This is a genomic window from Flavobacteriales bacterium (genome assembly GCA_020635395.1).
GTDB lineage: Bacteria > Bacteroidota > Bacteroidia > NS11-12g > UBA9320 > UBA987.
Genome location: JACJZV010000003.1, coordinates 251,469 through 274,802, shown reverse-complemented (window position 1 = coordinate 274,802; position 23,334 = coordinate 251,469). Strand labels below are relative to the sequence as shown.

Here is a 23,334-nt window from a genome sequence, read left to right as displayed (position 1 = left end):
CTGTGTCTATAAGTTTTCGGCAAATATATAACCGTTAAAACTGTTTTTTTTAAGTAATTGCTGTTTTAATTAAAAATTCTACAATGGTTTTACATTGGGTTGACTGGAGCATTATTGCAATCTTTCTTCTTTTTTCGGTTTTGATAAACCTAAAATTCAAATCGCTCGGCGAATCCGGGTTGGAAGGTTTTTTTCTTGGAGGTAGAAATTTGCCGTGGTATTTGGCAGGATTGAGCATGGTAGCCACCACGTTTGCCGCCGACACACCATTGGCGGTTACAGAACTTGTGGCTCAAGGGGGAATTGCCAAAAACTGGCTTTGGTGGAACATGTTAGCCGGAGGGCTTCTAACCGCAATATTTTTTACCCGACTTTGGCGGCGGTCAGGAGTGTTAACGGAAGTCGAATTTATAAATATTCGATACAGTGGCAGGGCGGCAAAATTTTTACGCAGTTTTAAGGCAGTATATCTTGGGTTGATAATCAACGCAGTGGTAATTGCCTGGGTTAATCTGGCTTTTATGTCGTTGGTGGAAGTCTTTTTTGGAATAACCGGAGCTAAACTCTACCTCATTACCGGGTTGGCCATGCTTATTGTGTATGCCTATTCGTCTATTTCTGGCCTTAAAGGTATAGCCGTTACGGATGCTTTTCAATTTATTATTGCGATGATTGGCTGCATAGTGCTTGCAGTTTTAGTATTGCAAAGTGATAAAATTGGAGGAATTTCAGGGTTAAAATCAAAGCTTGATTCAAGTGCTTTTCAATTTTTTCCAACTATAAAAAATGAAATGTCAAAATCGGCGATTGTCGATAATGAAAAGATTTTTACCATTTCTGTGGCCTCCTTTTTTACGATGGCCGGAGTGCTTTGGTGGAGTACTTGGTATCCGGGTGCCGAACCCGGTGGTGGTGGATATATCGCCCAGCGAATGATGTCGGCCAAAGACGAAAAAAATTCTTTTTTTGCTACACTGTTTTTTCAAATTGCCCATTATTGTTTGCGACCCTGGCCATGGATTTTAGTGGCCCTGTGTGCATTGGTTTTGTACCCCGATTTGCCAGCCGCCGACCAAAAATTAGGCTATGTAATGGCCATGAAAGATTATCTACCAACAGGTTTAAAAGGGTTGTTGCTGGTTGCTTTTTTAGGAGCTTATATGAGCACTATTTCTACCCAACTCAACTGGGGAGCAAGCTATCTGGTAAATGATTTTTATTTACCCGTTAGACAAGCAAGTCGAAATTCAGAAAGCAATGAATTAGACTCAAATATTGTGAAACAAAAAGAGCAAAACTTGATTAGAGTGAGCCGAATGGCAACCTTATTGGTTGTAGTTTTTTCATTAATCATCACCACTCAGGTTAAAACTATTTCAGGGGTTTGGGAATTTATTATGCAATGCGGAAGCGGCTTGGGGTTGGTTCTTATTCTACGTTGGTTTTGGCATCGCATCAATGTATGGAGCGAAATAACTGCCACAATTACACCTTTTTTTGTCTATGGATTTGTACTCATCAAACAGAATATTTTTAAAAATGATTTTTTGCTAAGTCATTCGCAGGCAGAGTTAGATGCCTTTTTAAGCAGTGGAGTGGCAGATATTCCGTTGTATTTCGATTTTGCCAATGGCGTATTATTGTCGGTTTCTATTACCACAGTTTGTTGGCTGGTTGTTACCTTTTTAACCCGCCCCACCGACCACAAGGTTTTATCTAAATTTTACGAAAAAGTGCAGCCAACAGGGGCCTGGGGAGGTTTTGGCCAACCCAATAACTCCCTGCTCATTTGGTCGGCTTTGGCTTGGGTTTCGTCAATTGTAATGGTTTACTCATGTCTATTTTGTAGCGGAAAATTCATTTTTATGGAATGGCAGCAGGGCTTTCAGTTTTTAGCTACAGCCATCATTGGTTTTGTTGGTTTTGTGTTTTTTGCCAAAAAAGCAAAGCTCTTTGCATAGTGTTGGCACAACTATTGCCAATGTATGCCCACATTATACACTAATAAAATACCTGACAGATTGACAATGTTTGATAAATCGCAGAATATACTACAGTTGGAAACCGATTCGGAAATAGATAATCCGGGCTTTATAACCCTGATGTCGCAAGACGAAGAAAATGAAATGAATAAGGAAACCTTGCCAGAGCAACTTCCTTTGTTACCATTAAAAAACACAACCTTATTTCCAGGTGTGGTTTTTCCTATTACCTTGGGCAGAGATAAGTCAATAAAACTGATAAAAGATGCCTATAAATCATCAAAAATAATTGGTGTCGTTTCGCAAAGAAGTAGCGAAATAGAAAATCCACAACAGGCTGATTTATACGAAATTGGCACATTGGCTCAGATCGTAAAAATGATTCGAATGCCTGATGGAAATACCATGGCAATCATTCAAGGAAAACGAAAATTTAGAATAGACGATATTGTTTCTGAAGAACCCTATTTTATTGCTAAAGTGAGTGCGGTTGTTGACAAAAAAGTAAAAGCCGACAAAAATTTTAAGGCACTTTTAGATTCGGTAAAGGATATGGCTATTCGCATCGTCGAATTGTCGCCAAACATTCCTACCGAGGCCAATTTTGCATTAAAAAATATCGATAGCCCCAATTTTTTAATCAATTTTATTGCATCAAACCTTAATGTTGGAATTGAAGAAAAACAGGCCATTTTAGAAATGGACAATTTGGCTTCAAAAGCCGAGCGGGTGCTGGAGTTGCTCACAAAGGAATTACAAATGCTGGAGCTGAAATCGCAAATTCAGTCGAAGGTAAAAGTAGATTTAGACAAACAGCAACGAGAGTATTTTTTGCATCAACAAATAAGAGCTATACAAGAAGAATTGGGTCAAGAAAGCCCCGACCAAGAAGTGGAAAGTATGCGTGGCCGAGGGTTGAAGAAAAAATGGCCAGACCATGTGGCTAAAGCCTTCAACAAAGAACTCGATAAATTGCTAAGAACCAATCCAGCCGCTCCAGATTATTCGGTTGGTTTAAATTATGCCGAATTGCTGCTTGAACTTCCGTGGAACGAATTTTCGAAAGATAATTTTGATCTTGCCAAAGCCAAAAAAGTGTTGGATAGCGACCACTTTGGTCTTGAGAAAGTCAAAGACCGCATATTGGAATATCTGGCTGTTTTGAAGCTAAAAGGTGATATGAAAAGCCCTATTTTGTGTCTTTATGGCCCTCCAGGTGTTGGTAAAACCTCTTTAGGACACAGCATTGCAAAGGCCGTTGGCCGCAAATATGTGCGTGTATCGTTGGGTGGTTTGCACGACGAAGCAGAGCTAAGAGGCCACCGAAAAACGTACATTGGTGCCATGCCAGGGCGTATTATTCAATCGTTAAAAAAGGCGGAGACATCAAACCCCATTTTTGTATTAGATGAAATTGACAAAATTGGAAATGATTTTCGTGGAGACCCATCATCGGCGTTGTTAGAAATTTTAGACCCGGAGCAAAACAACAGCTTCCACGACAACTACGTGGATTTGGATTATGACCTTTCCAAAATCATGTTTATTGCCACAGCTAATAGATTGGATACTATTCAGCCCGCCTTGTTGGATAGAATGGAGATTATCGAAATTAACGGCTACACGCTCGAGGAAAAAATAGAAATTGCTAAAAAATACCTTGTTCCGAAACAACGAAAAGAACATGGGTTAAAAAACAGCCAATTTAAAATTTCGGATAAGGTATTGGCCAAAGTTGTGGACGAATACACCCGAGAAAGCGGTGTTCGTGGTTTAGAGAAAAAAATAGCCTCATTGGCCAGATACAGGGCAAAACAGGTAGTGGCCAATGAGGTGGCAGATGCCAAAGTTTCGGCAGAAGATGTATTAAAAATTCTTGGAAACCAACGAGTAGAAAAGGAACAATATCAAGACAACGAAACTGCGGGAGTGGTTACAGGATTGGCCTGGACATCAGTGGGAGGCGAGATTTTGTATGTAGAAAGCAACATGACACACGGCAAAGGCAAGTTGACACTGACAGGGCAATTGGGCGACGTTATGAAAGAGTCGGCCATTTCAGCATTGTCATACCTCAAAGCCAATTGCGAATATTTGGATATGGATTATCGCTTGTTTGACGAATACGATTTTCATATACACTTTCCGGCAGGAGCCATACCAAAAGACGGTCCATCGGCGGGAATAACCATTTTGACATCGCTTGCCAGCATCCTCACCCAGCGAAAAATAAAATCGCATTTGGCCATGACCGGCGAAATAACTTTGCGTGGCAAGGTGCTTCCGGTGGGCGGCATCAAAGAAAAGATTTTGGCCGCTAAAAGAGCAGGTATCAAAGAGATTATCTTGTCGGATATGAATAAAAAGGATATTGACGACATTCCGGCTCACTACTTAGAAGGACTGAAATTTCATTTTGTGAAGAATATGCTTGGCGTGCTCGATTTGGCTTTAACTAACGAAAAGGTTAAAAACGCAAAAGTTTGGCGAGTGGAGGAGTTGGCTGCTAGTGGGGCTTAATCGAAAAAGATAATTGTGAACGTTTGATTTTCTTGGGTTCAAACCTCACTCCCCACCCGATTCAAAAAAATCATCCCAATACTTCTGATGCTTTTTCAATTTTTCATTGTACTGTTCTGAAAAAATCATTCGCAATCCTTTCTTCCCGTTACTATCAGGAATGTTTTGGTAATATTCCAATTGATATTGTAAAGTGCTGTCATCCATGCTCTTAGGAACAATAAGAATGGCCATTTTTTGCGGTGTTAGAAAATCATTCTCCCATGTGTATATCGTTTTATGCAAATCCATATACCAACTGCCCTCATAAGTTTCAGTTATTGAACCATCTTCTAATTGAATTGAATAATACGTACTAAAATTTCCTGCAAACAAAATGGAGTCCTTTTGCTCGTTGTGTGCAAACACCAGCATCCAACTATTGCCGTTCATGTTTGGGTCGGTGGCCATAACAATTTCCAAACCCGATTTTCCATTCAATTCTTCAAAATAAATGCGGTCATAACTTTCATCTTCCGAACCCTGATGAAAGCCAATTCGTTTCCAATAGTTCTTTTCGAGCCGATAAAACTCAACATAATTATGCTCCATATCATAGGCAATGGCAAGACAATTTTTTTTGTCAATGAATTTGCCGATTAACAATATTTCTGGTTTATCGTAACCTAAATGCGTTTCTAAAATACGTCGTTGGTTCTTGTCTCCCCAACTATTACGATAGTTAATGTAAAACTCGGGATACCTTTTTTGCATTAAATTGTTGTAAAACGGCTCCAATGAATCTGATTTTGCATATTGTATTACCTTTGGTAGTAATTTGGTCATCATTTCATACATACCAAGATTTTTAACTTCATTAGTGTCACGAAAATTCCATACATCATTGACTTTTAAATAAATACGATACTCTTCCAAGTACTTTTTTCTCTGTTCCTCAAAAATGACGGCTGAATTTTTATTGGTATCGCAAGGTTGAATAGATTGCTTGCTAATGGAATCCGGTTCAACCTTTATTGTCTTTAATTTTCGGGAATGATTGGTACACGAAGCAGCTAAAATGAACAGTAACCATATAATATTTTCAGTTCTTCGTGTCATTTGAAATGTTAAACGAGTCAATGGAATTTGTATTACTGATTCCAAACTCTTTACAACCACAAATTTAGATCTCAAAAAAAAATCCCCCGATTTCTCGGAGGATTTTTCTATCAAAAAGAATAATTAATTCTTAGTATCTGTACATATCCGATTTGAACGGACCTTCGATGTTTACGCCAATGTATTCGGCTTGTTCAACTGAAAGGGTTTCTAATTCTACGCCAATTTTGGCAAGGTGCAATTGGGCAACTTTTTCATCCAAATGCTTTGGTAACGTGTAAACTGCGTTTTCGTAGTTTTCGGCATTTTGCCACAACTCGAGTTGAGCAAGGGTTTGGTTGGTAAAACTGTTCGACATTACAAACGATGGGTGACCAGTAGCACAACCCAAGTTTACCAATCGGCCTTCAGCCAAAACGATGATTTCTTTTCCGGCCACGTTGTAAACATCTACCTGCGGTTTTACCTCGTATTTGGTGTTTCCAAAAGTTTTGTCAAGCCAAGCCATGTCTATTTCGTTGTCGAAATGGCCAATGTTGCATACAATCGTTTTATCGTTCATCGCACGGAAATGTGCTTCTGTGATAATATCTTTATTTCCGGTAGCGGTAACAACGATATTGGCACGAGGAATGGCGTTTTCCATTTTCTTAACTTCAAATCCGTCCATAGCTGCTTGCAATGCACAAATTGGGTCAATTTCAGTTACAATAACACGTGCTCCGGCACCTCTAAGAGATTGAGCAGTACCTTTACCCACATCGCCGTAGCCGGCCACAACAGCCACTTTTCCGGCCATCATAATATCCGTTGCACGACGAATTGCGTCAACCGCTGATTCTTTACAACCATATTTGTTGTCGAATTTTGATTTGGTAACCGAGTCGTTGATATTGATTGCTGGCAATGGCAACGTACCTTTTTTCATACGTTCATAAAGTCTCAAAACTCCCGTGGTTGTTTCTTCCGAAATACCTCTAATAGCAGGTACCAACTCAGGATATTTGTCCAAAACCATGTTGGTTAAATCACCACCATCGTCAAGAATCATGTTTAATGGTTGGCCGTCTTTAAAAGCGGTTAAGGTTTGCTCAATGCACCAGTCAAATTCTTCGGCATTCATTCCTTTCCATGCAAAAACCGGAATTCCTGCGGCAGCTATTGCTGCAGCAGCGTGGTCTTGGGTTGAAAAAATGTTGCACGATGACCAGGTAACTTCTGCACCTAAGGCTTGCAATGTTTCAATCAAAACGGCCGTTTGAATTGTCATGTGAAGACAGCCTGCAATACGAGCACCTTTAAGGGGTTGGCTCGCACCATATTCTGCTCTCAAACTCATCAAACCGGGCATTTCAGCCTCGGCCAGTCTAATTTCTTTTCTACCCCAATCGGCAAGATTAATGTCTTTTACTTTGTAATTTGTTGATGATGTCAATGTAGTCATTTTTAAATCTGTTCTTAAAAATCGGTGCAAAGGTAGCATTTTATTGCCCGAACCCAAAACATTATACCACACGGATTGTTCTGATTTCTGTAATAATTACTTTTGCAAAAAATAAAAATATGTATCCAGAAGAGTTGGTAAGACCCATGAGAGCCGAGTTGACAAAAAATGGCTTTATAGAATTGAAAACCGCAGACGAAGTGAAAGATGCCATGAAAGCTGCTAAAGGCACGGCCTTGGTGGTGGTTAATTCTGTGTGCGGATGTGCGGCAGGAACAGCAAGGCCCGGTGTTTTACTTTCGCTTACAGGTGATAAAAAACCAGCTAATTTGCTTACCGTTTTTGCAGGACAAGATGCAGAAGCCACCCAAACTGCTCGAAATTTTATGTTGCCTTTTCCTCCATCATCGCCATGCGTTGCTTTATTTAAAGATGGTGAATTGGTGCACATGGTAGAGCGTCATCACATCGAGGGTCGCAGTGCCGAAATGATTGCCATGAATTTAAAAGCTGCATACGACGAGTTTTGTTAGAATAGCTTCTAAGCAAAGATTCAATTTGAAGTCGACATGCAGAACGCGGTGAAGCATCTAAAAAAAAGGCCACAGTGGCAACTTTGATGTAAAATTGTTTGTGTGATGAAAGTACTTTCTTTCAATTTTAGATATTGTTAGCCCCAATTGGCAGGGTCATTTCTCCAAGCTTCTAACAGGGGCAAATCTTCTTGCTTAATGTAATTTTGAGCTACAGCTTGTGGCAAAAGTGCTTCGTAATTTGACAAACTGAAAAACGGACAATTGGCTTGATTGAAGTTCTTGGAGGCAACATCAAATCCGTAATTAAAAATGGAGATCATGCCCACTACATTATATCCCGCTTCACGTAAATAATTGACTACCAGAAGGCTACTTCCTCCAGTGGAAATTAAATCTTCCACAACCACCACGTTGCTTCCGGCTTCAATTCTACCTTCTAATTGATTTTTCATGCCATGGTCTTTTGGTTTTGGCCGACAATAGCTGTAGGGCAATTCCAAATTATCGGCCACCAAACCACCAATGGCTATGCCTGCGGTGGCCACTCCACACAATGATTGAGCCTCCGGAAATTTTTTTTTCACAATTTCTGCCAAGTTTTGAGCAATAAACTTTCGTATTTCAGGATAAGACAAAGTAACCCTATTGTCGCAATAAATGGGAGATTTCCATCCACTCGACCATGTAAAAGGATTGTTAGGTTCTAGTTTAACAGCTTTTATTTTTAATAAATATTCTGCTAATTTGACCGAAATTTTTGACTCAAAAATCATGCAGCAAAAGTATAAAATATTCTTTCGCAGGCATCAGTTTGTGTTTGGCAATGAAACTGATTTTGTCAATCCGGCAAATGTTGTGGTTAATGTACTAACAAAGGCATTAATAAAGGGCTTGCTCGAATATTTGAAGAAGGAAAAGGAGCCACAAATGGTTCTTATTACGGAAACAGGAGGATTTGTTCGGTTTTGCGAATTGCTAAAAATGGTGTATGCCGCCGGAGGTGCGGTTTTTAATACCAAAGGGCAATTGCTTTTGATAAGGAGAAACGATTTGTGGGATCTACCAAAAGGAAAATTAAACAAATTGGAGCCGGCATCGGTGGGAGCTTTGCGGGAAGTGGAGGAGGAGTGCAACGTGTTCGACATCAAATTAGAAAAGAAATTAGATACCACTTTTCATGTCTATTTCGAGAAAAAATGGTTGGTAAAACAAACCGATTGGTATAAAATGACCTCTGCTAATTGGCAGAATGCAAAACCTCAATTGGAGGAAGATATTCAGGAAATAAAATGGGTTGACCCCGATAATTTGGATATTGCCGAATTAGACACCTACCAAAGCATACGACAGGTACTTAACCAACTGTTACACCAGCAGGTAGATATTTAGCATAATTGCCGCCATGTAAAATAAGGTCTCTAATTACCGTTGAGCTAACGGCAGTATATTTTTGTTCGCTCAATACAAATACGGTTTGTATTTGCGGAGCTTGGTCACTGTTTACTAAGGCTATTTGTTTTTCGTATTCAAAATCAGCCACGGTACGCAAGCCTCTCAAAATAAAAGTGGCACCAATCTCTTTGCAAAAATTAATAGTCAAACCTGAATAGGTGCGAACTTCAACATTTTTTTGACCAATAAAGCAATTCTCTATCCACTGCTTTCGCTGTTCCAGTGGAAACATCGTTTTCTTATTGGCATTTTCACCAATGGCAATAATAACATGGTCAAAAAGAGAAAGCCCTTTTTCGATAATGTCTAAATGCCCATTGGTAAATGGGTCGAACGTGCCAGGAAAGAGTGCGATTTTTGTCATTTTAAAAAAAACAAAGTTAACAGTTCGATTGAATTTGACTTATTTATTTTCTTCGGTAAACTCAAAAAAGCTAAAAACCGATTGTCCGTAAACTCTTTGTTCGGAAGGAATGGTTTCATTCCATTTAAAACTCGAATGGTGTTCTATAACTAACAATCCACCTTTTTTTAATAGTTTTTGACGAAAAATGAGTTTTGGCAATTCGGACATTTTTTCCAAATGATAAGGTGGGTCGGCAAAAATGATGTCGAACGTATCTTTTGATTGTTTTAAAAAGCTGAAAACATTCATGGTAATGAATTGAACGTCAATATCTTTGCTCATGGAAAATGCAATGTTTTGAAGTGTAATTTTTCGATTTTTTTCCACAGAAATAACCAATTGGCAGTCTTGGGAGGCAAATTCAAAAGCCATATTTCCGCTGCCGCTAAATAAATCAAGCACTTCACAATTCGTCATCTCAAACCGATTTTGGAGAATATTAAAAAGCGATTCTTTTGCCCTGTCGGTAGTTGGCCTTATATCTCCGCCTTTGGGCATTGGTATGGTCAAACCTTTGTATTTACCCGAAATTATACGCATTGTAGAGCCATCCGAACGTTGTGGGGCAAGTCGTTCGATTTAATAATGGAAATATACTGAATGTAGTTTTTAAAGGTAGATTCAATAGTATCGGAAGATGAAAAAGCGGCATTTTCAAACCAATGTAAATGCAGGTTTTCATTGTCTAAATCAAGTTGCTCTACGGTAAACATGATAAAATAGAAGGCATCATCAACAGTACCGCATTGATACTGGTTTAGAAGCAAAACGGTTTTATCTTTTAACACCAACAACAAAAGATTTTCACCATCTTGTTTTGCATAAATGGCTGTTTCTGATTGGGTGGAATGGCTAATGGTAAAGGAGAAAAAGGGCATGGTTTCATGGTGGTATTCCAGCGTGGGATACTGCTTTTTAAAGGCATCGAGCAACTTGGTTTGTACAGAAAATAGAATTGTTATTTCGGCATTTAGGCTCGATTCTAAAAGAGATTCGTCTTGTTTTAGCGAATGGGAAGTTTCAAAAATCTGCTTTTTTTGACCGTTGGTTGAAAAAATAGGGGGAACGCAAGCAAAATTATTTCCGGAAAAAATAAGGTTTACCTTGCTATAAATTTGATTTAAAGGAAATCGGGAATCAAGATTGGCACGGAGCATCTCGTCATCTACCGCCGCAATTAGTCCATGAGTTAAAACATTTCCGGCCTTGTCGGCCACCATATACCCCAACTCATCGAGTTGTTGAACTAAAAAAAGAGAGTTACTTATGGAATGATTGTAGTTTTCTGCCACATCAAATTACTCCCAATTACCGTCAAATTTTATTTCGGTTAAAGAGCCCAATTGCAATGTATCCTTTGGATGGTTTGGGTTGGCTCTGTCTCTATCAAAAGGTCTTGGATCTAAAACCATAAAAACCTGATTGTCTTGATCTTGTTTTCTAAGAGTTCCCGCTTTCATTATAAACATATATTTTTCATCGGGCGGCACAAATCCAATCAAATCAATATTTACATCTTTAAACAAAGTGTCTTTTACCAATATATTTTTTATTTCTCTGCGGTATGTGTTTGTTGTATCGTTTTTGTCGCCATACTCCACCATAACTTTCATGGTTCCGGTTTTCATATAGTTTATCAACGAATCAAAGCTCGATGTGAAATGTCCGTTTACATCGCGAAAATTCATCTGAGCTTTTTTAATGATTTCCATTTTTTTGATTACCTGTGCTTCAATATCGTCTCGCTCGGCACGATAGGACATTTCTTTTGCAAATAGGTCGTATAAAAGATAGGCAAGCAAACAAGCTCCTGCAAAAAATAGTACTTTAAGAATGTTGTTAATCATTTTTCAAAATTCTGTGTCGGCAATATTAACACTTTACCACCGAAAATTAATATTTCAAAAAGGTTATGATTTTAGGAATTAATCAAAGTTTTTAACCAACGGTTATTTCATAAACCGATTTCCCACCCAAACAAATCGTTTGTTTATGTATTCTGGATTTGTAAAACTGGCATTGCCCGAGGGATTACCACCCGTAACGTGAAAATCACTGAACGCTGCATGTTGATTGACAAATGCTGCACCACCAAAATTGAAAGAAACGGGTGTGAATGTGTTGTTCATTATTTCTTCAATATGATTGACCATTTTTTCGTCGGTGCAATAAGCCGAGCAGGTTATTGCTCCTTTAGTTTTGGCCATTTCGGCAGCAATTTCAACCGAATGTTCGCGGTTTTTGGTTTTTACAATAAAAATAATTGGGCCAAAACATTCATGACCAAAGGCTTCAAAATTATCCGCATCGGTTGCAATAACCTTTGGAGAGTAAATTCGTGCATTTTCAAATTCAGGATTCACAACGTCTTGCTTTTCCAGCAAAACCTTTCCGCCAAAATCACCGCTGTCTGCAATTCGTTTTATGGTGTTGTCGTTTTGAATGCCGCCCAACGTGCCGGCTCCCATTTTTGGGTGCGAAACTAAACCGCTAACCGCATTGGCTATGGCATTGGCCACTTCATCAAAAGTTACCATGCCATTCTCGGTTTCTACACCCTCGCCAGAAACAAAAATGTTTTGAGGTGCGGTACACATTTGTCCAGAGTAGAGTGATGAGGCAAAGGCAATATTTTGAGCCACCAAATTGAGGTCTTTTACGGAATCTATAATAACACTGTTAACTCCTGCTTTTTCGGTAAATGTTGTTTTGTTTAGCGATTCAATGTAATCGCCAAAGAGGCTGCCACCGGTGTAGTCGATTAATTTTATTTTATCGGCAACGGCCAATTCTTTTGTTATTGGGTTATTCATTGTGTCAACCGCCATTTGAACAATATTTGGGTCGAGATTATTCTCAACAAACACCTTTCTAAGTTCAGCTATCACAATGGCTATGGGCAATATGGCTTTTGGGTGCGGTTTCACAATCACAGGGTTGCCGGTAATTAAACTGGCGTACATGCCCGGCACCGTGTTCCAAGTTGGGAAAGTGGAGCAACCAATAACCAATCCTATTCCTTTTGGCACTGCTTTCCAAGTTTTGTGGAGGGTCAAATCAAATTTTCCCATGGGTTTTACCCAATCTACCTGATTCGGAAAACGCGATATTTCATGGTATCCCATGGCAATAGCTTCCAACGCTCTGTCGTTGGCGTGCGGGCCACTTGCCTGAAAAGCCATCATAAAGCTTTGCCCAGTAGTATGCATGGTGGCATAGGCAATATCAAAATATCTTTTTTCTACTCTATACAGTGATTCAATCAAAATTCCGGCACGGTTTTCAATCGAAACATTTTTCCATGATTTGGCATTGTTTGCATTGTTAATTAGTTCCTCAACCGATAGTTGTGGATACGAAATTCCAATGCCGGTTTGCAGATATGGAGATACCTCTTCGCCAATCCAATGGTCGCTGTTTAAACCCAATTCGGTAAATTCATTATTCATCATTTGCCCAAATTTGGTTCTACCTTCCTCATCGGCTGTTTCGGGGTAGGCTCGCGGATGCTCAGGAAAAGGGCTGTAAAAATCTCTTTTATGGATTGCCTCGATGGCCTCGGTCAACACTTTTTTGTGTTTATCTGCTAAAATCATTGATTGTGTCATAATAGGGTGCAAAGTTAGAAATTATAGCAATTCTATTTGCGGTAAACTTTTTTACCATGGAGCTGCCAATATTCAAATATTTACCCAAAGGTTGCCAATTTGTACAGTGCATGTCATAGCCTAATGTAAAATCTCTTTTAGCCTAGGCGAACCGTTGTTCAACTAAAATTCAAATACATGGAAAAGCCAAAAAATTCACTGACTTTAAACGCATTACATCAAGAAATATAAAACAAGAAAAAAGAGTGTGTTAATGAACCAATATTTTGATGGGTTCATTTTCGTCAATCGATACCAAATAGAAGCCTCTATCAAAATTTGATAGGTCAATTAATGTATTGACACCTTCTGCCAATTGCGATACAATGGTTTGCCCATAAATATTGACAATGGTTACCTTTAGTTTTTCTTGGTCGGAATTATTCTCTATCAAAACTGCGTTTGATGTCAAAATTCTAACATTCACTTGATCCGATGGTAAAACATCCGCTTTACAACCACCTTTGGCCAAAAAAGATTCTGAATTTCCATCAAAATCAACCTGCACAAGTTTAAAATAACATTCGTTGTTACTTACTTTAACCACCTCATCATAATTGATGGTTTGGGTTGAATTTCCGTGTCCTTCTACTCGACCTAAATAGGTGTAATTCTGTGCGTCTGATGAAGCAAAAATCTCAAAGTGGCTATTGTTAGTCTCACTGGCAGTACTCCACGATAAAAGCACTTTATCTGTTTCAAGGTTTTTGGCATTAAAATAAACAATTTCAACTGGAAGTGGGCCGTTTTCGTCAAAACCTCCGTTGGCAACAATGGCGGAGAATAAATAATCACCACTATTGCTGCATGATCCAACTATGCTTCCAATAAGAAATTTGTAGTTGGCATTGCATCCACCCGAATTGGTTAACGTACCCCCGTTAATAATCTGAAGTTTTCCTCCTGTCCCGATTTGAAATGTTGCTGCCGCTGCCCAATCAATTGTACCACCATTTACTATAATAACTACATTTTGAATACTGGCCAAGGTTGTATAGCTGGCATTTAGTGTTAATGTAGAAGTAATAAAAATGGTATCTCCGGTACCAATGTTATTACACATGGTGGCAGAGGCAGTGGTTGGAGAACTTATTGTACAATTTGAAGCAAATGTTCGAGTTAAACCGAACATCATAAGAAGAACAAGGACTGAGATTTTTTTTAGATTACTAAACCTTAAAAATCTCCAAAATTTTAGAATTGAAAGTTTCATTTTAATACTTTTGACTACACATATCTTGTCGCAAATGTATCTAAACTTTTCTTGGAAAAAGTGAATATGGTTTCCAATCATCACTTATTTTTGATTAGAAATGACAGTAGAATGTTAATTCAACTTCAATTCTGCTTTTTTCTCCGTTTTTTACAATTCAATTTTGAGTTAATTAGTTAGTTATGAAATTGTTAAAGTACTTGTTGGTGGCTCTGATTTTGTTAATTACTGTTCTGATTTGCTCAATAAATGTTCGTTTGAAGCAAACAAGTTTTAAGAAGTCTGAACTCAAAGAAGACATAGTTAACACACTCAATTTTTTGGAAAACCAAATAAACAAAAAGAATTTAGGTCAAAAAATGCAGCAAATTTTTCCAGAGGGCTACGTCTTTACTCATGCTGTGTATGGTGTGTCTTGGTGCCAGTTGGCATTGGCTCAAAAAAATGATTCAGAAATTAGAAACAAAGCCCTACATCAGGCTATTTTGGCCTATAAAAATTTGGAAACTGAATACGCTAAAATGCCTTTTTCGGAAAACCTTGACCCCAACTACGGTATTTTTTACGTGGGCTGGAAAAATTATTTGTTGTCCAAAATTTTTTTGATTGACACCGTTTTTGCTCAATCTGATATTTTTCGAGCCAAATTTGAGCAACAGTGCCATGAAATTGCTGACGCGGCTTTTTCTTCTCAAAATCCATATCCACAATCGTATGCAGGGCATAGTTGGCCAAGTGATGCCTTTGTGGCGGTGGCTTCGTTGAGCAATTATGATAAAATATTTGGTAAAAAATTTAGAATCAACATCGACGAATGGTTGGCAAATATTAATGAAAGACTTGATGCTGAAACGGGTATGATACCGCACAAGGTTGATTTTGAAACAGGCAAATGCGTTGTTGGTACAAGAGGGTGTTCCATAGCATTAATATTGAGGATGTTAGCCGAAATTGATTCTGATTTGGCCACTGAACAATACCTAAAAGCCAAAGAAAAATTTATGGGTAAAACAGTTGGGCTGCCATCTGTTCGGGAATATCCAAAAGGAAAACATGGAAAAGGTGATATAGACTCAGGGCCGGTAATTTTTGGGGTAGGTTTTACGGCCACCATTATGATGGTGGGTGTAATGGCCATGCTGGATGATTCTGATATTGCTTTGCAGCAATATCAGACGATTAACGCTTTTGGCTTTGCTCAAACATCGAAAAAACAAAAAAAATATTTGTTAGGGAAACTGCCTATTGCTGATGCGTTTATTGTTTGGGGAAAGTGCACTGTTCTTAGTAGATATAACCAAAACGAGTATGAAAAAAAAGGTTCAATTTTTCTGAAGTTTCACCTTATTTCTGCACTCATACTCTTTTTTATTTGGGCAGGTTATTTTGCAAAACCCATAATTCGATGGATAAAAAATCCCAAAAAAATGTAGCTCAGTTTTTAATGCCTTCAGAGAAGTTTCCTTAACTTTTTGGTGAAAAAAGTTGCCATAATTATTTCTTAACTATATTGCCTGCCGATAACAAAAAAATGCCCCGCAAAATAAATATAGCAATAGACGGCCATTCCAGTTGTGGAAAGGGAACATTAGCCAAAAATTTGGCGAAAAAATTAGGGTATATGTTTATTGACTCCGGAGCCATGTATAGAGCCGTTACGCTCTATTTAAAACGAAACGCAATAAGATTGGAAGAAGTTGTTGAAAGGCCTCAATTGCTTGATAATATTGAGATTAGTTTTGATTTAGATCCGTTTTCTGGCTTCTACAACACTATGTTAAATGGAGAAAATGTGGAAAACGAAATACGTGGTATGGAAGTTTCGGGATGGGTAAGTGAAGTGAGTGCGGTTAAAGAAATTAGAACATTTTTGGTAAACAAACAGCAAAAAATGGGCGAAAATAAAGGTGTGGTAATGGATGGAAGAGACATTGGAACTGTTGTTTTTCCGGATGCGGAATTGAAAATTTTTATGACCGCAGAACCTATGGTGCGTGCAAAACGTCGGTTTCTGGAACTGAAAGAAAAAGGCATGGATGCCAATCTTGAAGACATTTATAACAACATTCTGCACCGCGATAATCATGACTCTTCCCGAGAAATCAGCCCACTGGTGCAAGCCCAAGATGCTATTGTGCTTAACAATACCGAAATGTCCCGCGATGAGCAAACCCAAATTGCTCTTACTTGGGCAAGAGGGGTTATTTTAGCATGATTCTGATAGGAACCACCGAGAACACAGGTCAGCGTTGGGGAGCTTCGTCAAATCTTCTGAGCCCAATTGTTTGAAAAAAAAGTCAATTTTTACATGATTAGTTACGTTGGTTTAAAGTCAATTATTTGATTTTTGGGGGAATGCATAGATATAAGTTACTTTTTTTAACGAATAAACCGCTACTACCTCTCCAACCCTTCCAAAATAATCTTACAAGATTTTTTAATTTCATTTAAGGTAATAATAAGGGGAGGAGCAATGCGAAGTTTATCCTCAGCAAACAAAAACCAATCAATCATTAGGCCTTTTTGCAGGCAATAGTCAACTGTTTTTTGCAATTTTTCTTTTGATTTTAATTGCACCCCAAGCATCAATCCTTTTCCCGTAATCTCGACAATCTCGGGGTGTTGAAGCAAATTTCGGAACAATTCTTCCTTTTTTGAAACTTCTTTAATCAAACCGGAGGTGGTTAGCACTTTTAAGTTTTCAAATGCCGCAGCACAGCTTACAGGATGACCCCCAAATGTGGTAATATGCCCCAAAACAGGATTGTCTGTGAGGCATTGCATCGTATTTTTGTTGGCCACAAATGCACCCAGCGGCATGCCGCCTCCAAAGGCTTTTGCCAAACAAATTATATCGGGAACTAAATTATACTGCTCAAATGCAAAAAGGCTTCCGGTTCTGCCCATAGCTGTCTGAATTTCATCAACAATTAAAAGTGTATTGGTTTGATTGCACCGTTCTCTGACGTTTTCTAAAAAATCAGGATTTGGTGCAAGATATCCGGCTTCTGCTTGCACAATTTCCAACACCACACAAGCCGTTTGTTCGTCAATCAGGTTTAGATTTTCTTCGTTGTTAAATTCGGCAAAATGCACGTTGGGTAGCAAGGGTCGAAAAGCCTCCGTAAAATAATTATTATTCATAAGGCTCAAAGCCCCGTGAGTGCTGCCATGATAGGCATTTTTCATGGCCACAATTTTGGTTTTTCCGGTAAATCGTTTTGCCAACTTCAAGGCACCTTCAATGGCTTCGCTACCCGAGTTAACAAAATAACATGAGTTGAGCGAGGGGGGCAATAAAGAAGTTAGCTTTTGAGCCAGTTTCACTTGAGGCGATTGTATATGTTCGCCATACACCATGGTGTGCCAATATTTGCCAACTTGTTTGCGAATGGCATTGGCCACGCGGTGGTTTCTATGCCCCATATTACTTACTCCAATACCCGAAATCAGGTCGATGTAACGTTTGCCATCGGTGATGGTAATATATATTCCGGAAGCTTTTTTTACTTCCAGATTCATTGGGTTTTCTGAAGTTTGGGCAATATGTTGCAGAAATAAGTTCCTCACCTATTTTTGGAATTATTCTCCTTTAAATTCTGGTCGACGTTTTTCAATAAATGCGGCCATGCCTTCTTTTTGATCGTTGGTGGCAAACAGCATATAAAAGTTTTTACGCTCGAATGATAGTGCTTCTTGCAATGGCATTTCATAAGCCTTTAAAACACTTTCTTTGGCCAACTGCACTGCCAGCGGGCTTTGAGCCGCAATGGTTTGAGCCATTCGCACGGTCTCGATCATATACGATTCAACAGGCACCACTTTGTTTATCAACCCATATCGCAAGGCTTCATCGGCAGAAATAAAGTTTCCGGTCAAAACCATTTCCATGGCTCTGGTTTTGCCAACAGCTCTTGGCAATCGTTGTGTTCCTCCAGCACCGGGCATCACACCAATTTTTATTTCGGGTTGGCCAAATTGTGCCGTTTCGGAGGCCACTACCATATCGCACGTCATAACCAACTCGCAGCCGCCACCCAATGCAAAACCACTCACCGCAGCAATAATTGGTTTTTTCGTTTTTCTAATTTGATCCCACGTGCTAAATTGGTCAATCTTTAGCATGTCTATAGCACCTTTTCCGGCCATTTGTTTTATGTCGGCTCCGGCGGCAAAAGCCCTTTCGTTTCCAGTTATAATAATGACACGCACTTCGGGGTCGTTGTCCAATAGTTGCAGGGCATCGCGTATTTCGCCCATTACCTGAAGGTTTAAAGCATTCAATTCTTTTGGTCGGTTAAGTTGGATTACGGCAATATGCTTTTCATATTGGGGCGTTACAATTATCAATTCCGGATTCATTGTTATTAAATTGACTTCAATATTAAGATTTTAAAATTTTATGGATTAGTTTTGGAAACATGAAAAAATACATTTTAGCTATCGTTGTATCTGCACTGTCTTTTTCAAATTATGTGTTTGCACAATCCAATTTTGGTTCTTCATCAATATCCGTTGATATGAGTGAACCGATTGACAGTCGAAAAAATTACATCAACCAAATTTTTAAAGGCGATGACGGAACACTTTTCAGTATCAATAATGTGTCCAGAAACTATACATTAATTCGGTATAGGGATGATTTGAGCGAAGGAGCAAGTGTAAATCTTTCTGAATTGATGAGTAGAAATGCCTACATCGAAAATGTAGTGTGTATCAATAATGGCATTGTTGTTTTTTTTAGTGAAAAAGATAATCGTGAAAAAGAGAATAAATTGAGTTATATGACTTTTGACCAAGATGATTTGTCCGTGTTGGAATCTACCAAAGAATTATCTGCCATTAAGTTCAACTCGAGGCTAAACACCGGAAACTTTGATGTGGCAGTGTCGCAGGATAGCTCAAAAATATTGGTTTATGCCAATACTCCATACAAACGAGCTAAAGATGCCAACGATGAGGTAAGCGTGGTGGTGTTGACAAAAGATTTTGATTTGATTTGGGAAAAGAACATCACTTTACCTTATGAAGAAAAAGACTTTTTGATAATGAACTACAATTTGGATAATAACGGAAATATTCAAATTTTAGGAAGATTGAAAAAAGAAAGATCCGAGCGAAAAAAGAAGACTCAAAACTATACCTTTCACTTTATTAGCTACACGGATGAAGGCAAATCAAGAGAAGAACATGAACTGAAATTGAAAGAAAACTTCATTTCATCCATTGATTATACGGTAAAAGAGGATGGCAATTTGCTTTGTGCGGGTTTATACAGTAAAACTGCCGAAAACCGGGCTTCGGGTGTTTTTTATTTGGAATTGGAGCAGGGTACTTTAGATGTTGTTTCGGAAAATGTTGAAGAATTTGGGTTGGATTTTTTTACAGAAGGTTTATCAGAACGAGCCGCGGAAAAATTAGAAAAAAAGGCAGCCAAAGGAAAGGAAATCGAATTTTACGAATTTGAAATAAGAGATTTACTTCCAAATTCGATGGGAGGACTTACTATGGTGGCAGAACAATATTATGTATATACCACAACCACTACCACAACCAACAGCAATGGCACTACCACCACACGCACAGTAACACATTACATATATAATGATATTTTGGTGGTAGAATTTGACGAAACCGGCGAGGTAGTTTGGAAACAAAAAATACATAAATATCAGCACACAACCGATGATGGCGGTTATTACAGCGGATTTAACTTGGTTAAAAATGGCGAAACGCTTCATTTTTTCTTTGTAACACCACTATCAAATACCGAAGATATTGAACTCCCAGAGGAAATGGAGGGCGATAAAAAGGCAAAAAAATATTACCACTACATTCACGTAGAAGTAGATGAGAACGGAAAAAAACAAGCAGAAACATTAGGGTATATTAGTAAGAAAGCCCATAGGCCGGTTGTTCGAGAATGTGTCAGCTTAAAAGATGGCACATCGTTGGTTTTTGCAAAAGGGAGAAAAACACACCAAATTGGTTTGTTGAAAACGGAGAATTAATGATTTCCAAGCAGACTGCTTAAAATGGCAATTGCCGCCCCAAGTGCAATGGCCACAAGCTTGTATCGGCTGAATTTGTGATTGTCCGTGTTTTCGAACAAAATGGTGGTTGAGATGTGCAGAAACACGCCAATAACCAACGCCACCAAATAGATGGAGATATACTCAAAATCGGGTATCAATTGGCTTAGTCCACCACTGGTTAATGCCCCCAAAACGGTCATTAGGGCATAAAAAACCAGCCAAGTGTACAGATATTGTTTTTTTACGTTTCCAGCTTTCAAAATAGTGATTAATGCAAATGCCGCAGGAATTTCATGAAGGGCAATACCAAAAACAAAACCACTTTGTATTTTTTCGGAAAATAAGTTGCTACCTGCTGCCATTCCTTCCAAAAAAGCGTGAAGGCTAAGGGCTATAAACACACCATAAGGTGTTTTGTCGGTTTTGTGATGATGCAAATGCCCATGTTCAATGCCCTGTGAGAACAAATCGATGACAATTTGAAGAAAAAATCCGGCCAAGACAAAGTAGCCTATGTTAAATTTAGTGTGATGATGGTAAACTTCGGGGATGATGCTAACAGCCGTAATGGAAAACAAAAAAGCCCCACTAAATGCCAAAAAAAGTTTGAGATACTGTGTTTTTTCCGACTGAATGATTAGGCCAACCGTGCCACCAACCAACGGAAAGAAAAACAATATAAAGTATGACCAAAAATTCACGAGGCAAATTTAGAACGATTATGCAGATTGTGCGAATGCAGATAGATTTTGAACAACAAATAAACTACTTGGTCGTTAAACTCACATTATTAAAATTCTCTTTTTTGTGTGTTTAAAAAGAACCCTAATAGTTGTATATATTTTGCTGCTTGGTCAGTATTTTCAGGCAAACGCACAGATTATTTCCTTAAAAAAGGGAAAATCTCAAGACTCTATTAAGATTGGAAAAGTAAACTGGACGGTTCAAGAGGTTATAGTTAAGAAAGATACCAATTTATATTATTTCACTGATTGGGATAATCAAATTTATGCCAGAAAAATTCAGTTAGAAAAAAGAAGAAATTTTCGATTAGAGTACTACAATCAGGATAGCATTATGTATCTGTCTCAGACTTATTTGGGAAAAAAAAGAAAAATTATAAATCGAGAACTGATAGGTGATGATCCGGAGGCTATTTTGTTTTCGTCTATTGATAGTGTTTTTGATGAAAACGGAGTTTTTAAATCAGTAACAAAACGGGATAAAAATGGAATGTAATTTATTATTTTGTAAATCCTTCAATGCACAGCACCAATGTTTTTGATATTCGCTATTATTCAAGAAATGCGGATACCGTTTCCATTTCTACACCTGCAGAAAAAACGATAATCGTTCTATCCCCTAAAAGTATTTTCTGCATAAAATACTCCGCTCTTGATTCAAACCAAATAGATACGCTGAAAATTAATTTTGAAAAGACAATTGCCATTTATTCTTATGGAAATATGGGTAATGAAAAAGACACAATTGCCGATTCAAGAAGGTATTTTAAAGAATACCAGCGTTTTCGCTCTAAAAATATTTTAAGAAAACATAGTGATAAGTTTGATTATTTTGAATGGTTGTTCGATAATTTTTAATGCCTTGCAGTAAAGCATTAAACCTCATGACTAAACTATATCTTCTTCCCGCACCTCGTGCAAAGCACAAACCTATTTAGCCAGCCAAAAGTCAGACCTATTATTATTCCCAAAATAGCCCCTCCAATTACATCAAAAGGGTAATGAACCCCAACATACACCTGGGCAAACGCCACCAATGATGCCCAAAGCAAAAAAGTTGGAATAACCCAAAGCCTGTTGCTTGGTCGGGCAAAAACAGTAATAAAATACATGCCAATTGCAAAATGGTTGGTGGCATGGCTGCTCACAAAACTGTAGCCGCTGCCACAGTCAACCAAATTATGTACCCATTGTCTAATGCAAGCATCGTTGCAGGGTCTAGCCCGTTGCACCAAAGGTTTTATAACATGGGCACTCAGTTGGTCGGCCACCAAAAAAGTAAGTGCTGCAAAGCCAAGAACATAAAGCGATTTTAGGCCATAATTTTTAATGACAAATGCCACAATAATGGCATACAGTGGCAACCACGTATATTTGTCTCTTAGAATTGGCATTAAACTATCAAAAAAATCATTTTTCATGCAATGGTTTACATGAAAAAAAAGTTGTTTGTCGATATGCTTAATACAATCTATCAAGTTGTTTTTTGAGCAACAATAATGAGTCTGTCCGAATTTTTTTTGTCAAAGTTAGTTAACCCATAGTCGCCATAAATTGTTTTTATTCCAAAGCCAGTTTCTTTCAGAATGTTACTCAAATCATCCTTCGTGAGCATAAATACCCGCTCAAAAAAGGTTCTTTTTATATCGTTTTCTTCAATAGTTATTTTCTTGATTATGAATGGTTTGTCGATAATCTTGTGGGTTTTAAATAAAATTTTTCCTTTACTGATTTGTTGTTCTCCACTTTCCGAAATTTCATCAAGAACTTTGCAAATATTTAGATAATCCAATACCAATATCCCATTTCTTTTCAATTGGTTTTTTATTGCCAATAGCGTCTGTTTTTGTTCATCTCTGCTCTTAAAATAGCCAAAACTGGTAAACAAATTCAACACAAAATCGAATTCATTTTCAAAATGAGTTTCACGCATATCGCCCACCAAAAAATGCTGCTTTTCGCAACCCATTTTGGTGGCATATTCAATGCTATTGGGGCTAAGATCTATGCCGGTGGCACTATATCCCATGGCAGCAATTTCGCGGGTATGCCTACCACTGCCACAGGCTAAGTCGAGAAATTTGGCCGTTGGCAAAGGATTTAGCTTTGTAATCAAGTTTTTAATAAAAATCTTCGCCTCATCTTCATCGCGATTGTCGTATAAAAGATGATAGTATGGCGAATTAAACCATTCTTCAAACCAGCTATCAGAAATATCCATACTGCAAAGGTGTTTTAATTTTTGGTTTGTCAAAAAA

The 23,334-nt window shown here is 38.3% G+C and carries 23 protein-coding genes; 9 read left to right on the top strand and 14 right to left on the bottom strand.

The genetic code is table 11. The features are described from left to right. Positions 1-83: 83 nt before the first annotated feature. Both H6607_10585 and lon read left to right on the top strand, forming a co-directional pair. Complete coding sequence (locus tag H6607_10585) at positions 84-1,961, top strand: Na+:solute symporter (protein MCB9262810.1); 1,878 nt, start codon at positions 84-86, stop codon at positions 1,959-1,961. Between the two features lie 66 nt (positions 1,962-2,027). Further along, a complete protein-coding gene (gene lon / locus H6607_10580; GenBank protein ID MCB9262809.1) occupies positions 2,028-4,502 on the top strand; it encodes an endopeptidase La in 2,475 nt (824 codons plus the stop codon). 45 nt (positions 4,503-4,547) lie between these two features. Here lon and H6607_10575 read toward each other — a convergent pair whose 3' ends face one another. Continuing rightward, positions 4,548-5,600 carry a hypothetical protein gene (locus H6607_10575; protein ID MCB9262808.1) on the bottom strand — a complete coding sequence of 351 codons (1,053 nt, stop codon included), beginning with the start codon at positions 5,598-5,600 and terminating at the stop codon, positions 4,548-4,550. Between the two features lie 130 nt (positions 5,601-5,730). Then, positions 5,731-7,044: an adenosylhomocysteinase gene (locus H6607_10570; GenBank protein MCB9262807.1), complete on the bottom strand. Its 1,314-nt coding sequence runs from the start codon at positions 7,042-7,044 to the stop codon at positions 5,731-5,733. Between the two features lie 119 nt (positions 7,045-7,163). Here H6607_10570 and H6607_10565 point away from each other — a divergent pair, with 119 nt between their 5' ends. Beyond that, positions 7,164-7,577, top strand: coding sequence for a BrxA/BrxB family bacilliredoxin (locus tag H6607_10565; protein MCB9262806.1), 414 nt, complete (start codon positions 7,164-7,166; stop codon positions 7,575-7,577). Between the two features lie 137 nt (positions 7,578-7,714). On the opposite strand, the gene H6607_10560 is transcribed toward H6607_10565, so the two are convergent. After that, the gene (locus H6607_10560; GenBank protein ID MCB9262805.1) at positions 7,715-8,353 is read right to left on the bottom strand and encodes an orotate phosphoribosyltransferase; all 639 of its coding nucleotides are present in this window, start codon (positions 8,351-8,353) and stop codon (positions 7,715-7,717) included. Here H6607_10560 and H6607_10555 point away from each other — a divergent pair. Further along, positions 8,352-8,969, top strand: a complete 618-nt coding sequence (locus H6607_10555; protein MCB9262804.1) for an NUDIX domain-containing protein — start codon at positions 8,352-8,354, stop codon at positions 8,967-8,969. The two genes, H6607_10560 and H6607_10555, sit on opposite strands and share 2 nt — an antisense overlap. Here H6607_10555 and coaD read toward each other — a convergent pair. The 6 genes from coaD to H6607_10525 all read right to left on the bottom strand — a co-directional run bounded on the left by coaD (position 8,935) and on the right by H6607_10525 (position 14,220). Beyond that, positions 8,935-9,396 (bottom strand): pantetheine-phosphate adenylyltransferase, encoded by a 462-nt coding sequence (gene coaD, locus H6607_10550; GenBank protein ID MCB9262803.1) that lies wholly within the window; start codon positions 9,394-9,396, stop codon positions 8,935-8,937. The two genes, H6607_10555 and coaD, sit on opposite strands and share 35 nt — an antisense overlap. A gap of 39 nt (positions 9,397-9,435) precedes the next feature. Beyond that, the gene (gene rsmD / locus H6607_10545; protein ID MCB9262802.1) at positions 9,436-9,978 is read right to left on the bottom strand and encodes a 16S rRNA (guanine(966)-N(2))-methyltransferase RsmD; all 543 of its coding nucleotides are present in this window, start codon (positions 9,976-9,978) and stop codon (positions 9,436-9,438) included. Then, a complete protein-coding gene (locus tag H6607_10540) occupies positions 9,969-10,730 on the bottom strand; it encodes a DUF3822 family protein (protein ID MCB9262801.1) in 762 nt (253 codons plus the stop codon). Before H6607_10540 ends, rsmD begins: the two co-directional genes overlap by 10 nt. Before the next feature lie 6 nt (positions 10,731-10,736). After that, positions 10,737-11,285, bottom strand: coding sequence for a hypothetical protein (locus H6607_10535; GenBank protein MCB9262800.1), 549 nt, complete (start codon positions 11,283-11,285; stop codon positions 10,737-10,739). 102 nt (positions 11,286-11,387) lie between these two features. Then, a complete protein-coding gene (gene paaN / locus H6607_10530; protein MCB9262799.1) occupies positions 11,388-13,034 on the bottom strand; it encodes a phenylacetic acid degradation protein PaaN in 1,647 nt (548 codons plus the stop codon). 262 nt (positions 13,035-13,296) lie between these two features. Continuing rightward, positions 13,297-14,220: a T9SS type A sorting domain-containing protein gene (locus H6607_10525; GenBank protein MCB9262798.1), complete on the bottom strand. Its 924-nt coding sequence runs from the start codon at positions 14,218-14,220 to the stop codon at positions 13,297-13,299. A gap of 260 nt (positions 14,221-14,480) precedes the next feature. On the opposite strand from H6607_10525, the gene H6607_10520 reads away from it, so the two are divergent. Both H6607_10520 and H6607_10515 read left to right on the top strand, forming a co-directional pair. Then, a complete protein-coding gene (locus H6607_10520; protein ID MCB9262797.1) occupies positions 14,481-15,731 on the top strand; it encodes a hypothetical protein in 1,251 nt (416 codons plus the stop codon). A 98-nt stretch (positions 15,732-15,829) separates the two neighbouring features. Next, positions 15,830-16,513, top strand: a complete 684-nt coding sequence (locus H6607_10515; GenBank protein MCB9262796.1) for a (d)CMP kinase — start codon at positions 15,830-15,832, stop codon at positions 16,511-16,513. 182 nt (positions 16,514-16,695) lie between these two features. Here H6607_10515 and H6607_10510 read toward each other — a convergent pair whose 3' ends face one another. Together H6607_10510 and H6607_10505 are read right to left on the bottom strand one after the other, a co-directional pair. Further along, the gene (locus tag H6607_10510; protein MCB9262795.1) at positions 16,696-17,820 is read right to left on the bottom strand and encodes an aspartate aminotransferase family protein; all 1,125 of its coding nucleotides are present in this window, start codon (positions 17,818-17,820) and stop codon (positions 16,696-16,698) included. Positions 17,821-17,880: 60 nt separating this feature from the next. Then, the gene (locus tag H6607_10505) at positions 17,881-18,660 is read right to left on the bottom strand and encodes an enoyl-CoA hydratase/isomerase family protein (protein MCB9262794.1); all 780 of its coding nucleotides are present in this window, start codon (positions 18,658-18,660) and stop codon (positions 17,881-17,883) included. Between the two features lie 59 nt (positions 18,661-18,719). Here H6607_10505 and H6607_10500 point away from each other — a divergent pair, with 59 nt between their 5' ends. Further along, the gene (locus H6607_10500; GenBank protein ID MCB9262793.1) at positions 18,720-20,309 is read left to right on the top strand and encodes a hypothetical protein; all 1,590 of its coding nucleotides are present in this window, start codon (positions 18,720-18,722) and stop codon (positions 20,307-20,309) included. Here H6607_10500 and H6607_10495 read toward each other — a convergent pair. Beyond that, positions 20,306-21,034, bottom strand: a complete 729-nt coding sequence (locus H6607_10495; protein ID MCB9262792.1) for a ZIP family metal transporter — start codon at positions 21,032-21,034, stop codon at positions 20,306-20,308. The two genes, H6607_10500 and H6607_10495, sit on opposite strands and share 4 nt — an antisense overlap. Before the next feature lie 106 nt (positions 21,035-21,140). Here H6607_10495 and H6607_10490 point away from each other — a divergent pair, with 106 nt between their 5' ends. Both H6607_10490 and H6607_10485 read left to right on the top strand, forming a co-directional pair. Further along, positions 21,141-21,572 carry a hypothetical protein gene (locus H6607_10490; GenBank protein ID MCB9262791.1) on the top strand — a complete coding sequence of 144 codons (432 nt, stop codon included), beginning with the start codon at positions 21,141-21,143 and terminating at the stop codon, positions 21,570-21,572. A 23-nt stretch (positions 21,573-21,595) separates the two neighbouring features. Next, the gene (locus H6607_10485) at positions 21,596-21,934 is read left to right on the top strand and encodes a hypothetical protein (protein MCB9262790.1); all 339 of its coding nucleotides are present in this window, start codon (positions 21,596-21,598) and stop codon (positions 21,932-21,934) included. 35 nt (positions 21,935-21,969) lie between these two features. Here the strand turns inward: H6607_10485 and H6607_10480 are convergent, their stop codons facing one another. Then, positions 21,970-22,554 carry a phosphatase PAP2 family protein gene (locus H6607_10480; GenBank protein MCB9262789.1) on the bottom strand — a complete coding sequence of 195 codons (585 nt, stop codon included), beginning with the start codon at positions 22,552-22,554 and terminating at the stop codon, positions 21,970-21,972. After that, positions 22,551-23,297, bottom strand: a complete 747-nt coding sequence (locus tag H6607_10475; GenBank protein MCB9262788.1) for a class I SAM-dependent methyltransferase — start codon at positions 23,295-23,297, stop codon at positions 22,551-22,553. Before H6607_10475 ends, H6607_10480 begins: the two co-directional genes overlap by 4 nt. Positions 23,298-23,334 lie beyond the last annotated feature (37 nt).

Bases quoted from the DNA above. Each gene is read 5' to 3' on its own strand.
- paaN (MCB9262799.1), bottom strand. From the start codon at position 13,034: ATGATTTTAGCAGATAAACACAAAAAAGTGTTGACCGAGGCCATCGAG.
- H6607_10475 (MCB9262788.1), bottom strand. From the start codon at position 23,297: ATGGATATTTCTGATAGCTGGTTTGAAGAATGGTTTAATTCGCCATAC.
- rsmD (MCB9262802.1), bottom strand. From the start codon at position 9,978: ATGCGTATAATTTCGGGTAAATACAAAGGTTTGACCATACCAATGCCC.
- H6607_10555 (MCB9262804.1), top strand. From the start codon at position 8,352: ATGCAGCAAAAGTATAAAATATTCTTTCGCAGGCATCAGTTTGTGTTT.
- H6607_10485 (MCB9262790.1), top strand. From the start codon at position 21,596: ATGCACAGCACCAATGTTTTTGATATTCGCTATTATTCAAGAAATGCG.
- H6607_10500 (MCB9262793.1), top strand. From the start codon at position 18,720: ATGAAAAAATACATTTTAGCTATCGTTGTATCTGCACTGTCTTTTTCA.
- H6607_10570 (MCB9262807.1), bottom strand. From the start codon at position 7,044: ATGACTACATTGACATCATCAACAAATTACAAAGTAAAAGACATTAAT.
- H6607_10505 (MCB9262794.1), bottom strand. From the start codon at position 18,660: ATGAATCCGGAATTGATAATTGTAACGCCCCAATATGAAAAGCATATT.
- H6607_10515 (MCB9262796.1), top strand. From the start codon at position 15,830: ATGCCCCGCAAAATAAATATAGCAATAGACGGCCATTCCAGTTGTGGA.
- H6607_10510 (MCB9262795.1), bottom strand. From the start codon at position 17,820: ATGAATCTGGAAGTAAAAAAAGCTTCCGGAATATATATTACCATCACC.
- H6607_10535 (MCB9262800.1), bottom strand. From the start codon at position 11,285: ATGATTAACAACATTCTTAAAGTACTATTTTTTGCAGGAGCTTGTTTG.
- coaD (MCB9262803.1), bottom strand. From the start codon at position 9,396: ATGACAAAAATCGCACTCTTTCCTGGCACGTTCGACCCATTTACCAAT.
- H6607_10520 (MCB9262797.1), top strand. From the start codon at position 14,481: ATGAAATTGTTAAAGTACTTGTTGGTGGCTCTGATTTTGTTAATTACT.
- lon (MCB9262809.1), top strand. From the start codon at position 2,028: ATGTTTGATAAATCGCAGAATATACTACAGTTGGAAACCGATTCGGAA.
- H6607_10560 (MCB9262805.1), bottom strand. From the start codon at position 8,353: ATGATTTTTGAGTCAAAAATTTCGGTCAAATTAGCAGAATATTTATTA.
- H6607_10565 (MCB9262806.1), top strand. From the start codon at position 7,164: ATGTATCCAGAAGAGTTGGTAAGACCCATGAGAGCCGAGTTGACAAAA.
- H6607_10585 (MCB9262810.1), top strand. From the start codon at position 84: ATGGTTTTACATTGGGTTGACTGGAGCATTATTGCAATCTTTCTTCTT.
- H6607_10525 (MCB9262798.1), bottom strand. From the start codon at position 14,220: ATGATGTTCGGTTTAACTCGAACATTTGCTTCAAATTGTACAATAAGT.
- H6607_10575 (MCB9262808.1), bottom strand. From the start codon at position 5,600: ATGACACGAAGAACTGAAAATATTATATGGTTACTGTTCATTTTAGCT.